13 protein-coding genes are annotated in these 14,628 nt (G+C 55.9%); 5 read left to right on the plus strand and 8 right to left on the minus strand.

Features of this window, described 5'->3' with window-relative positions; translation table 11 throughout:
- Positions 1–11: 11 nt before the first annotated feature.
- Complete coding sequence (locus tag E1J53_RS23050) at positions 12–506, plus strand: phosphoribosyltransferase family protein (protein WP_134274771.1); 495 nt, start codon at positions 12–14, stop codon at positions 504–506.
- A 92-nt stretch (positions 507–598) separates the two neighbouring features.
- Positions 599–1,102, plus strand: a complete 504-nt coding sequence (locus E1J53_RS23055; protein WP_134274770.1) for a hypothetical protein — start codon at positions 599–601, stop codon at positions 1,100–1,102.
- Between the two features lie 53 nt (positions 1,103–1,155).
- On the opposite strand, the gene E1J53_RS23060 is transcribed toward E1J53_RS23055, so the two are convergent.
- The 6 genes from E1J53_RS23060 to E1J53_RS23085 form a co-directional block, all read right to left on the minus strand.
- Entirely contained in the window at positions 1,156–3,294 is a 2,139-nt protein-coding gene (locus E1J53_RS23060) for a S46 family peptidase (protein ID WP_134274786.1), read from the minus strand.
- A 380-nt stretch (positions 3,295–3,674) separates the two neighbouring features.
- Positions 3,675–5,228: a cryptochrome/photolyase family protein gene (locus E1J53_RS23065; RefSeq protein ID WP_134274769.1), complete on the minus strand. Its 1,554-nt coding sequence runs from the start codon at positions 5,226–5,228 to the stop codon at positions 3,675–3,677.
- A 252-nt stretch (positions 5,229–5,480) separates the two neighbouring features.
- Positions 5,481–6,785: a hypothetical protein gene (locus E1J53_RS23070; protein WP_134274768.1), complete on the minus strand. Its 1,305-nt coding sequence runs from the start codon at positions 6,783–6,785 to the stop codon at positions 5,481–5,483.
- Entirely contained in the window at positions 6,775–7,329 is a 555-nt protein-coding gene (locus E1J53_RS23075; protein ID WP_134274767.1) for an RNA polymerase sigma factor, read from the minus strand. Before E1J53_RS23075 ends, E1J53_RS23070 begins: the two co-directional genes overlap by 11 nt.
- Before the next feature lie 11 nt (positions 7,330–7,340).
- Entirely contained in the window at positions 7,341–8,180 is an 840-nt protein-coding gene (locus tag E1J53_RS23080) for a hypothetical protein (RefSeq protein WP_134274766.1), read from the minus strand.
- 79 nt (positions 8,181–8,259) lie between these two features.
- Positions 8,260–9,582 (minus strand): LVIVD repeat-containing protein, encoded by a 1,323-nt coding sequence (locus E1J53_RS23085; RefSeq protein ID WP_134274765.1) that lies wholly within the window; start codon positions 9,580–9,582, stop codon positions 8,260–8,262.
- Between the two features lie 387 nt (positions 9,583–9,969).
- Between E1J53_RS23085 and E1J53_RS23090 the strand changes: the two genes are divergently transcribed.
- From E1J53_RS23090 to arfB, 3 genes are all read left to right on the plus strand, one after another.
- On the plus strand, positions 9,970–10,542 hold the full coding sequence (locus tag E1J53_RS23090) for a hypothetical protein (RefSeq protein WP_134274764.1): 573 nt from the start codon (positions 9,970–9,972) through the stop codon (positions 10,540–10,542).
- Positions 10,543–10,578: 36 nt separating this feature from the next.
- Entirely contained in the window at positions 10,579–10,830 is a 252-nt protein-coding gene (locus tag E1J53_RS23095; RefSeq protein ID WP_134274763.1) for a hypothetical protein, read from the plus strand.
- A gap of 326 nt (positions 10,831–11,156) precedes the next feature.
- Entirely contained in the window at positions 11,157–11,558 is a 402-nt protein-coding gene (gene arfB / locus E1J53_RS23100; protein ID WP_134274761.1) for an alternative ribosome rescue aminoacyl-tRNA hydrolase ArfB, read from the plus strand.
- A gap of 167 nt (positions 11,559–11,725) precedes the next feature.
- On the opposite strand, the gene E1J53_RS23105 is transcribed toward arfB, so the two are convergent.
- Both E1J53_RS23105 and E1J53_RS23110 read right to left on the minus strand, forming a co-directional pair.
- Positions 11,726–12,637 (minus strand): transcription antitermination protein NusB, encoded by a 912-nt coding sequence (locus E1J53_RS23105; RefSeq protein WP_134274760.1) that lies wholly within the window; start codon positions 12,635–12,637, stop codon positions 11,726–11,728.
- 72 nt (positions 12,638–12,709) lie between these two features.
- Positions 12,710–14,080: a DoxX family protein gene (locus E1J53_RS23110; RefSeq protein WP_134274759.1), complete on the minus strand. Its 1,371-nt coding sequence runs from the start codon at positions 14,078–14,080 to the stop codon at positions 12,710–12,712.
- Positions 14,081–14,628: the final 548 nt, after the last annotated feature.

The following is a 14,628-nucleotide window of genomic DNA, read 5'->3' on the forward strand; positions in this document are numbered from 1 at the left end:
ATCTTCACCCCATGAAGCTGCTGGACCACGATCAGATTGCGCGTAAGGTGACCCGCCTGGCCATGGAAATCCTTGAACGGAATACCACGGAAAACGAGCTGTACATCATTGGGGTAAATAACCGGGGTATGGAACTGGCCCGAAGACTGATGACGGGGCTCCGGACCCTCTCGGACGCCCCCCTACATCTGCGTGGCCTGCGGATTAACCCCGCCGATCCACTCAACCCGGGAGCGGAACTGGACGGAGACATTGCCGACCTGGATGGCAAGGCCATCCTGCTGGTAGACGACGTGGCCAATACCGGCAGAACGCTCTTCTATGCCCTGAAACCCCTCCAGGATATTTTGCCCAAAAAAATTGAAGTAGCCGTACTGGTGGATCGCCGCCACAAGGCGTGGCCCATTTACGTGACCTACAGCGGGCTGGACCTCTCCACCACCCTGGGGGATAATGTGCTGATCCACTTTGACGGTCCGGAAGGTGACGAGGCCGTACTGGAGTAGCCGATTTAGCAGGACCTTAACCGACCTTATCATTCCCATAAGAAAAAGGGCCAGGTCCTTTTTTTAGGTTCGTGTACCTAAAACCCAATGGTATGCGACGACTACTACAATTGAGCCTTCTGACCCTTATGACTTCGGTATTTCTGACCGGATGTGCGGTACCGATCTACAATTCCGTTCCCTCCAAAATCCCGCAGGGAAGCAGCATCAAGGTCATTCACGTTAACCCGAACAATCCGATTCACGCTACGCTGGAACAATCCGTCCTTCAGGCAGGCTACCAGGTGATTTCGGAGAACACCATCGTGACCGACGTGCCCGGAACCAACATTCGTTACGAAGCCCGCGACACCACCATTTACCGCAGTGAGCGGGTGCCGGTAGTGCGCGAACTGTTCGAGGAAAAAGACTCGGATTATCTCCTGCGGTATTCCTACACGGGTTCTCCCAGCACGATTCACTCCTTTTCGGCGTCCCTGATTGAACCCCAATCGGGGGCCATCGTCGGAACGGTGTCCTACGAGTGTGCTTCCGCCCTATGTGGAGGAAAAACCGTTGTCTTACGGCAGATGGCGCAGCGATTGTTCGCCCAGTAAACGGTTGGGAATCCCCTCCGGATGGTGGTGTGTATGCGGAGGGGAATACCAACCTATTTGACCAGCGTCATCTCTTCCACGAGGTGGGGGGCGCCCCCTAATTTGTCAATGAGGAACAGCACGTAGCGGATGTCTACCATGATGTTGCGGCAAATTGTCGGATCATAGTTGACGTCGCTCATGGTGCTTTGCCAGGTCCGGTCAAAGTTCAGTCCCACGAGGTGTCCCTCTCCGTTGAGGGCCGGACTTCCACTGTTGCCCCCCGTGGTGTGGTTGGAGCCGAGGAAGCAAACCGGCAGCTTACCATCTTGATCGACGTAGGGGCCGTAGTCTTTCTCTTCGTACAGCTTCAGCAGTTTGGCGGGAAGGTCAAACTCATAGTCGCCGGGTTTGTATTTGGCGATCACCCCTTCCATGTAGGTGCTGAAGTGGTAGGTCTTCCCCTGAAGTCCGGTAAAGCCTTCTACTTTCCCGTAGCTGACCCGCATGGTGCTGTTGGCGTCGGGGTAAAAGCGCCGTTCGGGGAAGAAGAGAATTAAGCCCTCCATGTATTTACGCTGCAGCGGATTGACCCGACTCATGATCTCATTGTAGGGGTCGCTAACCTTGTCTTCGTTGTGTCGGTTAAAGGCGGCGATGTACTGAAAGGCCATGTCTCCGCGGAGCATGTTGAGGAAATTCTCCGGATTCTCCTTCAGTAGGCTGATCATGCGTTTGCCGCGGGTGAGGTAGCTCCGCTGGAAGAGGTCCGTTACGAGCCGGTCCATGGAACCGGCGAACTCCAGTTGATCCCGGACGTAAAAGCTCTGGTGGTCTTCCGGCACCTTGGTGTAGTATTCCGGCAGCAGTGCTTTGGCCACCAGCATGTCTACTTTTGAGTTATAGCCCGCGTAAAAGCTCTCCAGGTAGGCGGCCAGGGAGGGTACCCGACGGGCAAAGGCTTCCAGTCCGTTGGCTTCGGCGATTTTAAGTTCCCGTGCCAGCCGGTTGCCGATGCGGAAAAGGTCGATGTTGTAGTTCACTTCCGCGGCGTAGGCGCGGCTTTTGGCGTAGGATTCACTGCGCGCGTAAAGGGCGTCGAGCTGGGGTAGTAGTGGGCCGTAGTAGTCTTCTTCAGCGGGTTTGGCCGCTAGCCTTTTCAGGAAGTCCGCTTCCGTGGCCTTGCGTTTGGCCACGGCGTCCACGGCCGCTACTCCTTCACTCTCGCCGCGCCATTTCTTCCAGGCGTTCGCGATCCGGGCCTGCTTACTGGCGTAGTCGATCTTTATCTGGGGGTTGGCCCGCATGGCACTATCAATGACGGCCAGACTGAGGTCCCGCATGCCGATCCGGATGGGATTGATCACCTCGGTGCGTTGTTTGAGGGCCGAGGCGGGCAGGTACTGGTCCGTCCGACCGGGGAATCCGAAAATCATGGAGAAGTCGCCTTCCTGCACCCCGGACGTACTCACCTTAAGGTGATACTTGGGGGCCATGGGCACGTTGTCGGCGCTGTATTCGGCCGGACTGCCATCCGGGGCGGTGTAAATCCGGAAGAGGCTGAAGTCGCCGGTATGCCGGGGCCATTCCCAGTTGTCGGTATCTACGCCGTACTTGCCAATAGAGCTGGGGGGGGCGCCCACGAGGCGCACGTCGCGGTAGGTTTTTGTCACGAAAGCGTAGTACTGGTTGCCACCGTAGAAGGGTTTTACGATGAGGTCTTCGTAATCTTTGAGGGGGAAGTTCTCCTTCAGGGATGCAACGTTATCCGCGATGAGCTGCTGGCGGTCCTTCTCCGGGGTGTCGTCATGGACGCCCATCAGCACCTTTTTACTAACGTCCTCAATGCGTTCGATGAAGGTCACGAAGAGGTTGGGGTTCGGGCGTTCGTCGGCTTTGGTCTGGGCCCAAAAGCCATCCTCCAGGTAATTGTTTTCCAGGGTAGAATGGCTCTGAATGGCACCGTAGCCACAGTGGTGATTGGTCAGGACCAGCCCCTGGTCACTGATGACTTCTCCGGTGCAAAACCCACCGAAGTGGACGATGGCGTCCTTCAGACTGCCGTGGTTGATGCTGTAGATGTCTTCGGCACTGATTTTCATGCCCATGGCCTGCATCTCCTCCTCATTGAGGTTTTCGAGCAGCAGGGGCAGCCACATACCGCCCCCGGCGGAAAGGTTCAGGCTCAGAAACAGGGCCGCGACCAACAACATGGCACGGGAACGAAAGGAAGCAAAGAGAAACATTCGCATGATCTTGGGGTAGTTATTCTTGTTGCGCCAAGATAACGACGCCCGCTAATTATTTCTTTTGGTCAGGGCAGAGCAAATACCTGGTGTCGTCTTTCGCCGAAAGGCGACCACGCCATCAAAAAGGGAAAAATTGGACAAGATCAATTAGCTTATTTCCTTTTGCGGCAAGTTTCTAGGTTGTCCCTAACCGATTGGGTTTCCTCTCGGGCTTGTCCGGCTGACCAGACGGAGAAAGGAAACTCCAGTCACCCTAATCATTTCTCCTCTTTATAAGCAGGAGTTATGGATGGACGACTATTTCATCAGGTTGTTGACTAACATCGACCAACGACATTATCCCCCTACAGTTCGTCGCGGTGCTCCTTGATCCACTGGGCCCTTTCCAGAATGGCGGCCTTCTTCTCGGAGTCGTTCCGGTCCCAGGTTTTGTACATAAAGGCCATCCGGAAGTTGTTACTGAAGCGCTCCCGGTGGCGGTCCAGGAAGTCCCAGTACAGGCTGTTGAAGGGACAGGCGTCCGCCTCCGTTTTCTTCTTGTGGTGGTAGTGGCAGTTCTTGCAGTAGTCGCTCATCTTGTTGATGTAGTTGGCGCTGCTGCAGTAGGGTTTGGTGGCCACCAGGCCACCGTCGGCCCGTTGGCTCATGCCGCGGGTATTGGTGATTTCGACCCATTCAATGGCGTCGATGTAGACGCCGAGGTACCAGGCGTCGACCTCATCGGGATGAACCCCGAGGATGAGGGCGAAGTTGCCGGTCACCATCAGGCGCTGAATGTGGTGGGCGTAGGCGAGGTCCAGGCTCTGCCCGATGGCGTGCGACAGGCAGTTCATCTTGGTGTCGCCGGTCCAGTACCAGTCGGGGAGTTTGCCGTCGTGCTCCAGGTGGTTATCCACGGCAAAGCCCGGCATTTTGGCCCAGTATACGCCGCGCATGTATTCCCGCCACCCGAGAATCTGACGGACGAAGCCCTCCACCTGATTGATGGAAATTTCCTCGGGCCGGTCTTCCCATTCCCGGATGGCCGCCCGGATGACCTCCATGGGGTGGAGCATCTTGGTGTTCATCGCGAAGCTCAGGTTGGCGTGAAAGAGCAGCGGGTGGGCCTCCGTCATGGCGTCCTGGTAGGTGCCGAACTGGGGTAGTCGGTTCTTGACGAAATCGGTGAGGGCTTTCCGGCATGCTGCGCGGGTAACGGGGAAAGTAAAGACGTTGCCCTCCATCCTTCCCATCGTGGGCACGGCGTGTCGCTCCAGCAGCTCCACGATTTCGGTAGCGTCACGCTCGAAGGATACCGCCGACGGGAATTCGATGTCTTTGGGCAGGCTGCCACGATTCTCCTGGTCGTAGTTCCACTGTCCGCCGAGGGGTTCTCCCATCTCGTCGAGCATGACGTTGTGGCGCCGTCTCATTTCACGGTAGAAGGTTTCCATGAGGTAGGTCTTCTTGCCGCGGAAGAGCTCCTCCACGGTGTCGCGCTCACTGAGGAAATGTTCGCTGTCCACGGCGGTGACGGTTCCCGAGAAGTCTGCGGCGAGGTCCTTGAGCAGTTCGTCCAGGCGGTATTCGTCGGGGAGCTGGTACTCGATGGTGTCGGCGCTGACTTCCTCGGCTACGTCCAGTAGATTTTCCGCGATGCTGGCCAGTTGAAGCTCCCGGGTGTCGTCCAGGTCGCGGTAGATCACGGTATGCCCCGCTGATTCCAGGTGATCCCGGAAGGCACGCATGGCCAGGAAGAAGCCCGTAATTTTCTGCACGTGGTGGCGGGCGTAGGTCGCCTCACTCCAGGTCTCAAACAGGCAGTAGACGGTCTGCTGGTCCACCGTCGAAAACCAGGAATGCCCGGCGTTGAGTTGGTCGCCGAGAATCAGTCGAACGCGTTGAAATTTTTGGGACATGCCTACCGTTTGCCGCCTAACGGCAGGGACGGTAGAATTGTTTTTGCGCAAGGCGGGGCAGGTCGTCTCGGAGGGAGGAGGTGCGGCAAGGAGTTATGGTAAAAGGAATGTTTTTGTCCAGAGTTTTATCGATGGGTCGAGGGCCCCGGCGGGCGGGTGCCAGGCAGGATGGGGAGGAGCAAAGTTGGCGGGTAATCACCGGTTGGCTCGGCTCCTTGCGGGATTGCCGGGCACCTGCGGCCGCGCCCAAATCTATCTGATGCGGTAGCGAATGCCCAGGCCCAGGCGACTGCGTTCTACGCTGGCGGGTTGCCCGCGGTAAATCGGGGTGGTGAGCAGGGTGAACTCGCTGAATACCGTCCAGCGATTACCGATTCGGTAACCCGCGCCGGCGTAAACGCCCAGACCAAAAGAATTGGCCCGCGCCGGCGCGCGATCCTCGCCGGAAGTGCTGCCGCCGTTGAAGGCCAGTGCGTCCTGGTTGCTGTTCCCCCGGTCAAAGGCCAGGTCAACGAGTCGCAACCCGTTGTCGTCCGCAGCGGGGCCACGGCCGGAGAGGAAATAGTGAATTCCCGTTCCACCAAAAAGGGTGAATCGTTTGCCGGCACGGTACTCCAGTCCGGTTCTTAGGGTAATCTGATTGGTAATGACCCGGTCCAGGGCCGCGAGCGACAGGGTATTGAGGAAAGCTTCGGCGTCCATCCGGTCGGGATTCCCGGGGTCGGCTACCTGTTCGAAACTGACGTCGTTGTCCAGACCCGAAATTCTCCAGTTATGGTGCTGGTAGCGCAGGCCAACGGGAAGCGAGAGTTTATCGGAGAGCGGGATAGCGTACCGCAGGCCCGCAAATTCTCCGCCGAAATCGGGGATTCCGCCAGTGTTGAGCCCGGCTTCCACCTCCAGGGCGTTCCGCCGCAGCGTTTTGCGGGAGGCAATCACTCCCGGCAGCTCCCGCGGATCCTCCCAGTGGAGGCTTTCCACAACCTCGGCATCAATCAACGGAAGGGCGTCGGGAACGGTCCGTACGGGTACGGGTTGCTCCGGCTCGTTTGCGTCCAGCGATTCCTTAGCGACGGGGGGAGCATCAAGTGGTGCGCGCTCGGCGATCGCTTCCGGGACAGTTGCGGTGGCGACGGGAGTCGTAACGGAAGGCGTGCTCAGGGGAGTTTCCCCGGCAGACCGTACGGGCGTTGCGGGGGGAAGAGCGGGGGGGCGAATAGGCGTTTCGGGGGTACTTGGGGCTTCGGGCGTTGTAGGGGCGGATTCGAGGTGTTCACCGGCAAGGGGTGCCGTTGCCGGAGCGGTGCTGACGATGGTCTCATCAGCCGGGGTTTCGGTGGCGGGATTGGGAGCCAGGGCGGGCGTGTCGTTCGATTGCCCGCGTGACTGCAGGAAAATGAAGAGGGGCAGTAGGAGCAGGAGGGCCAGTCCGAGGGATCGCCACCAGCCCAGGGCGCGTTTGCGCTCGGTCTGGTCCAGCCGTGCCGACATATCCGACCAGGCTTCGTCCCAGAAGGCAGCATCATCAGTCCATTCCTGGTTAAGGTTATCCGGCATATCGGTTAGATTTAAAGGGGGCTGCTTGTAATTTTTCCCTCAGGATTTGTCTTGCTTTGTTCAGGTGCCACCGACTGTTGCCTTCGCTGAAGTCAAGGCGGTGGGCAATTTCGGCGTGGTTATACCCTTCCACGGCAAAGAGCCAGAAGACTTCCTTGCTCGTTTCGGGCAGCAGGTCAATCATGCGGCAGAGATCCTCCGCGTAGAGCGAATGGGTGGCACTGGCTTCGGTGGGTTTATCCCAGTCCACGATCTCCATCGTCGGTCGTTGGCGATTGCCGCGGAACTGGTCGATGGAGGCGTGAAATACCAGGCGCTTTACCCAGCCTTCCAGGCTGCCTTCCCAGCGGAAGGTGTTGAGTTTCTGAAAGACCTTGAGCATGCCGCCGTTGAGGATGGCCATGGCCTCATCCCGGTCGGAAGCGTAACGGCGACAAATGACGAGGGCGGCCGGCGCAAAGCGCCGGTAAAAAGCCTCCTGGGCCCTGCGGTCTTTCCGCAGGCAGGCTTCCACGAGTTGTCGTTCGTCTTCGTACTGCGCCAAGGCGAGTTCAGTTAAAATCTTAGCCCTCCCCGCAAGCACAGGCGACGGTAGTTAACCGTGCGCTCAATGACGTCCAGAGAGGAGTTGGTGATGGTAAAACTTGCGTCCATAAATCGGTATCCCAAATCCACGGTCACGCCGCCGGTTTTCCCCCCACTCGGGGCAAAGTGAATGCCCACGGAAGGGTGAATGAGCGCCGAAACGTTGCGCTGGGATATTTCTTCGTCTGCTTCCGGAGTACCGAAGGGAATGGCCGGTCCTACCTCAGCCCGCAAAAAGGGGGTGATGCGGTGAGCCTTACGGGAAAGAGGGTATTCAATCTGGCCGGTCAGGGCCAGGATGTTTTCGCGCCGGAAGTGACTCATCATCGTGACGTCCACGCCGACGCCAAAATTGAGCACCTTCGTTTGTCTGTACAGGTGATAGGCTACTCCGCCGCCGATGGTGGTGACGTTGCGCCCCCGGAACCCGGAAGGGTTTTGGCCCAGCGCAATGAAGCCGGTGACCTGGTGCAAGAATTTGCGGTTGATCACTTCGGGGGCTTCCGTTGCTTGCTCCTCTTCGGCCTCGATCTCGGCCAGTTCCTCCCGGATGTCGTCGCGGATTTCTTCCAATCGGCGCTTATCGAGCCGGAAGTTTACCCGACGAATATCTTTCCAGGCGAAGGTCTCGGTATCGCCGCCCTCCGTTACGAGGGTCACCGATTTTCCATAAGCGTATTCAATCAGCGTTCCTTCCACGGAGTTCCCGCCGCGGAGGAAGACCACGTCGATGTACTCATCCGCCCGGGGCTGTGCCCCAATGGACAAGGCGAAAAAGAGGGAGAAGAAAGAAACGAGCACGAAGCGCATGGAAAAGGTTTTGGTTGTCGGTAAAATAAGTGCCCTCCGTGGTTTTTCATGGGATTATTCCACGGAGGGACACTAGGTTTTACTCCTGACAAACGCTGATGCGGCTCGTGGGGGTCAGCTGACCATCGTCGGTGTATTGGTACTGTTGGATACCTTCCTGGAAGTATCCCAGAACGATGGCCTCGTTTTTGTGGGGGAGGACGATGACGTCACGGGCGTTGATGTCCGTGGCCACGGAGAGCTCTTCGCCCAGGAGGCCCTCGTCGTCCAGGTCAAAGACCTTAAGGCCTTCCCAGGTCGAGCAGAGGAAGAGCTTGCCTTCGGCAACCGAGAGGCCGTGGCTGTTGGACATCGGGGTGATCTGAACGGATTCGGGGTTCCGCGGGTCGCTCACGTCGATGATTTCCAGCTGGTCGCCCACGCTACCGCAATCGCGGCCACCCCAGAGGGTTACGTAGGCCAGGTCGCCACTAACCACTACGGGGTCACAGGCAAGCACGTGTTCGAAGGTACTCAGGTGTTCAGGGTTCAGGGGATCATCCAGACCGTAGATGTGCATGCCGGTGGTGGTGCCGATGAAAAGTTTGTCGGCGGTGGGGAAAATGGTTTCCACGCCCCAGCCGAGTTCGATGTTGGCGGTGAAAACGGGGGCCGTGGGGTCGGCCAGCGAGAAGGCCTTCAGGCGGGAATCATCCACCGCGTATAGATTGCCCTGAGTAATGGTGAAGCGGGCCAGACTACCGCCCTGACCGACGGTTTCCCCAGATCCGCCGTTTTGACCGGCAAAATCGGCTCCGGCGACGGAATTGGCGTTAGCGAACAGGACCGATTCATCGCGGGCAAAGCCGATGCCACCCTCAAAGAAGAAATCCAGGCCGAAGTTGGCCGATTGGCAGTCAACGACGCGGCTTTCGTTGGTGGGCAGCCAGTCGGAGACGAACTGGTCGCCGGGCAGCACCTGGGCGAATACGCTGTAGGGTTCAAAGACGTCTTCGGTCCGGCCCACCAATTCGGGTAATTCGGGGTTGCTCAGGTCAAAGGCCACCAGGTCGGTGTACTGATTGATGTAGAGGATGTCGTTGCGTACGGCCAGGCCCTGACCGCCGGGAACCTGCATGAAGGTAATGGGGGTGGGGTTGGAGGCGTCGCTGTTGTCCAGGATGTGCAGGCCGCGGTTGGCCTCGACCATGAAGAGGTAATCCTGGTAAACGTAGAAGCTCGTGGCTTCACAGATGGGCTCGGGGATGCCGCAGATGAAGGAGGAGGCCCGCCAGTCATCGGCGGTGACGAAGACGGGCTCAAAGCCCGTGAATTCGCGTAGTTCCTCACACTTTTCTTCGATACAGCCGGTAAAGACCAGCATCAGCGCCAATAGGGGCAGCAAGGAATAAATGCGTTGCATGTTTTTTTAGTTTGGTGGGGTCCGGAACCCGATGTTCACCGGTTAGACGGCGGGATGGTGAGTGGGCGTTGGTGAAGGGGGGATTTTTTTGGTGAATTTTTTTATGGGGGGAGGCTTAAGCTGAGCGGGTAGCGGTTAGTTTCCTTGAGAGGCTGATGAACAGGCTAAGGCTAAGGCTAAGGCTAAGGTGGTAGCGGGTGATCTGCTCGGGAGGAATCTTAGGCAGTCAGCTCAGCGAGCCCTCTGTTATGCGGCATCAATGGCAAAATGCATTGGTTTTTGTTGGTCCTGAATCGTTTGGCAGTACGATTCATCTACACTAAAGTGGCTATGGAATAGGTTCTGATCCTGATACATCTATATAATGTTTGGGGGCATCTAGCTTACATGAGACCAAATTTGAAATCCTTTTTCTGGATAGTACTAGGAGGACTATGCTTAGTAGGAGCATGTTATTTAATTTTACCCGGATTGCTTCATCCCTTTATTAAGGGAGAACCTAGGGAGCCAATCGTGGAAATTCCGGTGACCGGAGACATTGGATGGTGGACTTACCAAGAATCTTTGAGGGTTGACTCTTTTAAAGTCGAAGTCGTAGAAGGTGAATTGAACCTATTCAATAATTTATCGCTAATTAGATATACCATTAAGGGCGAGCTGTTAAATGACAATCATTGGAGGCCATCAATCAAAAATATCCACCTGTCTCAGCGATTGTTAACAAGGCCGAGTGTTGATTCAAATCCAAGGCCGAATACTGACAAAGCGGAAAGACCAGAAGCAATTATTGAAGTTACGCCCGTGATAGAAGTTACCCAAGACGAATCCTATCGGGGAGAGGAAATAGAATTTAAATTCACAAATGAGATGAAATTGCAATCATTACATTGGGGAACTAATTTGATTCGGTTTGTATGTATGGGCAACGTACACGACCTGACCATAGTGCAGCGGAAATAAAAACCAATACAGGATCAAAATTAATTGGCAGTAGGAATGAAAATAAAGTCCGTTGAGGAATTTGCGTTCCCTCAGGATTTAGAATCCATTGTAAGGCAGGAGGGGTACTGGGAAGATGAATCTTTTGAGCCGCTAATTATCGTAGTTGACCAAGTTCAGTACAAAGGAGAAGAAATGCTCTCCTATCAGGTTCAATTTGACCTCTTTAGGGAAAGCGGGGGTATGGACGGAAATCAGTGGGAAGACATGTTCAGAAACAAATCCATGAAACAGAACCTCAGCTGCTAGAAGTTCTGAAAGGAGATTCTGAATCATCAACCTGCGTGCTCTGGACCGATGATCAATCGAATTTTAAAAAGATCTTGGGAAGGATGATTGAGGTTATCAAAAAAGAATATTAGCAGGACTTTTTTTCAAAAGTGACTTGGAAGGGAGCGAAATCCTACGCTCAGAAAATAACTTCCTCAGCCTCAGCCTCAGCCTCAGCCTCAGCCTCAGCCTCAGCCTCAGCCTCAGCCTCAGCCTCAGCCTTTGTCGGAACTTTCCCGCCTCCAACTCCATTGACGAACAATCGTACCCAATGGAACCTTTCATTGGTATACCCCGATGCCATTATGAACTGGAAAACCACGAAATCTGAACTGCTAATCCGTACGTCCCGCGCCAGTGGCGCGGGGGGGCAGCACGTGAACAAAACCGAGACGAAAGTGGAGCTGGTTTTTGACGTGGTGGGGAGTAGGGGGTTGTCCGACCGGGAGAAAGCCCTGCTGAAGCAGAATTTGCGTAAACGGATTGATGCCAACGGCATCATTTCGGTGGTGGACCAATCCAGCAGAAGCCAACACACCAACCGGAAGCGGGCCTACGATCGGATGGAGCGACTACTTCGTAAAGGGCTTCGTCCCAAACCAAAGGAAGTGAAGCGGAAAGCCTTCGTGGCGAATAAGCGGAAACGACTGGAACGGAAGAAACGACAGAGCGAGAAGAAAGCGATGCGGGGGAAGCGGTGGATGTAGGGAGGTTGGTCTGTTGGTCTGTTGGGGGGAGCCGGATGTTTGGTGCTCCTGGCTGATGTGGGAAGACATTGCACCCGTACCGGCTAAGCAGGTTATTCCGTTTCACTACACGCCAGCGCCCAAAGCACATTCAATTATCCTAAGTCCTGAATCCTTCAGCCTAACGCCTAATTCACCAATCCCTGGGCTTTGAGTTCGGCGAGGAGTTTGTCGAGTACGCCGTTGATGAACTCACGGCTTTTGTCGGTACTGTAATTTTTGGAGATGTCGACGTACTCGTTGAGGGTGACGGTGCTGGGGATGTCCTTAAACTGCGTGAACTCACCGAGGGCCATCTTGATGAGGATCATGTCGATGATGGCGACCCGATCGGCGTCCCAGTTTTCGAGCACGGATTTGATGCGCTCCAGCAATTGTCCGTCGGCTTCTACGACGAATTTGAGTAGGGGGAAACCGAATTCTTCTACGGCTTCGGAGTCCGCTTCGTAAGTGCGGTAGAAGTCCTGGTCCAGCGGCATGGCCTTGATGGTCTTCTTGATGGCGCCGATGACGAGGCTCTTGTCTTCGTTCCAGAGCGGGAAGTGGTCCGTGACCATGTTCAGGAACAGTTCCTGCCCCTGTAGCCACTTGTAAAGCTTCAGCAGCAGGTCAACGGTTTCCTTGTTGGTGGGCGCTTCCAACTGTAGGTAAGCACGGTGCTCCTCCGTTTTGGAGAATTCCCGGTAGAGGTTCTTGATCTGATCGGAGTCGATCATCCGCTTGACGCCGTAGCGTTCGTAGATGCGGGACAGGTCAGTATTATCGGATAGGGAGGCGATGGCCGGATTGGTGGCCAGAACGGCACGGAAGGCCTTGTCTTCCGCCGTGGGGCGGAATTTGGCGTTCCGGGTCGCCAGATCCGTTTTGGCGTATTCTGCCACTCGCTGGATGATCAGTAAATTCTGCAGGTAGAGCTGGAAGGATCCCTTTACGAGGTCCCTGAACAAGCGATCGTGTGCCTTCAAGTCTTTGGATTCCTGCCGCTGGGCAGCGTAGAGAACCTGCATGATCTTGATACGAACGTTGCGACGACTCAGCATGGTGACAAATTTTCAAAAGAGTGAGGGGGAAGCGTGGCGGCGTTTCCGCGACGCAAAGCAACGGATTTTTTTCTACTTCTTGGAAGCAGCCAGCTGATGTTCTGCTTTGATCTCCTCAAAGGAGGGCAGCTTCTTGTGGTGCCATTTGTTCAGGATGACGCCATCCTTCATCAGCACGACCCCGGGATTGGAGCGGATGATGGTCTTGAGCATGATGTCGTCACCCCGGTGGAAGGGATAATCGGCGCCGATGGTTTTCCGGAAATCTTCGATGTAGGCATCGTCCGCGAATTTGGTCATTGCCATCACCGTATGTCCGGCCGCCTGGGCGGCCGTCACCACGGGTTGAATGTCTTCCTGCCATTTTTCCACGTAGCCAGCATCCCAGTCGCCGCTTTCGCCCTTGAGCTTGTAGGCCACAATTACGAAGGAGTAGCCCGGGTCTTCGAGAAGTGCGGGCACCTGGTCGTAGCCCTCGGCGTCGCTCACTTCAAAGTCGCTGATTTTGGTGGGCTCGATGGCCGGCTCCGTCGTCTGGGGGTTGTATTCCCACTCGCTTTCGGGGTACTGCTGGTAGACCTTCAGGAATTCTGCCGTGGTCAGCTCGACGGATTCGCCGCTGGCCTTATTGATTAGTTCATAGCCGACGGTCTGGACCGACGCAGCGGCATCTTCTTCGGCCTGCTTGGTGGCGGCAACGTCCGTGCCCACCTTGAAGGGACGGAAATCCTGTCCGGGAATGTCCCAGGCGTAATTACTGAAGCAGTAGATCAGCACCACGACGGAAAGGCCCAGCACGGCGTAGTCGCGAGCTCGCTCGGTGAAGAGCTCGTGCATTTGTTTGGTGTAGAAAAGGAACAGCAGGGCGGGAACGAGCAGGAAAACGTCCTTGAGGAAACTGGTGTAGGGTTCCAGCTTGATGAAGTCACCGAAGCAACCACAGTCCGTAACCTTCATGTTGCTCTCCAGGTATTCTCCCCACTGACCGAAGGCAAAGAAGTTTACGCCGCTAGGCACGTAGCCCGTCAGGAAGGTGAAGCCCGTCAGGACGGTAAAAAAGGCCACGATGAGGAAGAATAGCCAGGCCGTCAATTTTTTGCGGGCTCCGAGAATGAGCATCAGGCCCAGGGCAATTTCCAGTACGATCATAAACACCGAAAACCCGACGGCCAGGTTGCTCAGGGCCGGGAAAATGGGGGCGAGGAAGCTCATGGCTGTGTCGGCGAAAGTCGCCTCAAACTCCGCGAAGTACTGCTCCATTTTGTAGGCCGTGCCGAGGGGGTCAACCGCCTTTACGTAACCGGAAAAGATGAAGAGTGCACCACAGAAGTTTTGCAGCAGGCTCATCAGGACGTTGTCCTTTTTGTCCAGCAGAAAGTAGGTGACGCCGGTCAGGCCGATGGCGGCAATGGAGATGTAAATCAACAGCGTGGTGAGGGTCATATCTCGGGTAGTCTGATCACGTGAATGAGAATAGCCTTAATCGGGGCTGGGGCAAAGGTACTACTTCGGGCGAACCCCGGGATGGGGGGGAGGTGTCAATGCTTTGTTAAGCGGGGGGGCAGAGGAGGAGGCAGAGGAGAAGGCTAAGGCTAAGGAAGAGTTTCCGGAAAAGGTTTGCTCCGCAAGCCGGTCGTAAGGCCAAGGAGAAGGCGAAGGCTGAGGAAGTAGCGGGTAGTGGGTAGGGTGGTGGAGGTACTGATGTGTTAGCGTTTTCCTGCTTGGGAAATACTCCGCGGTACCTCGAAGCGTGTCGGCCTGACGCAGTCGGACGATTCCTTTGAGAGTACGCTGGGATTTGAAACGGCTTGAAGGAATGGCGGAATTAACCTGGTCCATACGGTGGAGTCCAGGGAAGCGTAGTGCTCCTCCGAGGTGCTATGATAAAAACCAAGTAAAGTGAGAAGTTTTTTACCTTGAGGGATCAAAAAGCCGCTCAGTTTACTGAGTGAGCTACTGTAGGCGGACTGAGAGGTTCGCCTACTTCATTT

It is taken from the genome of Lewinella sp. W8 (assembly GCF_004375085.3).
Taxonomy (GTDB): Bacteria; Bacteroidota; Bacteroidia; order Chitinophagales; family Saprospiraceae; genus Neolewinella.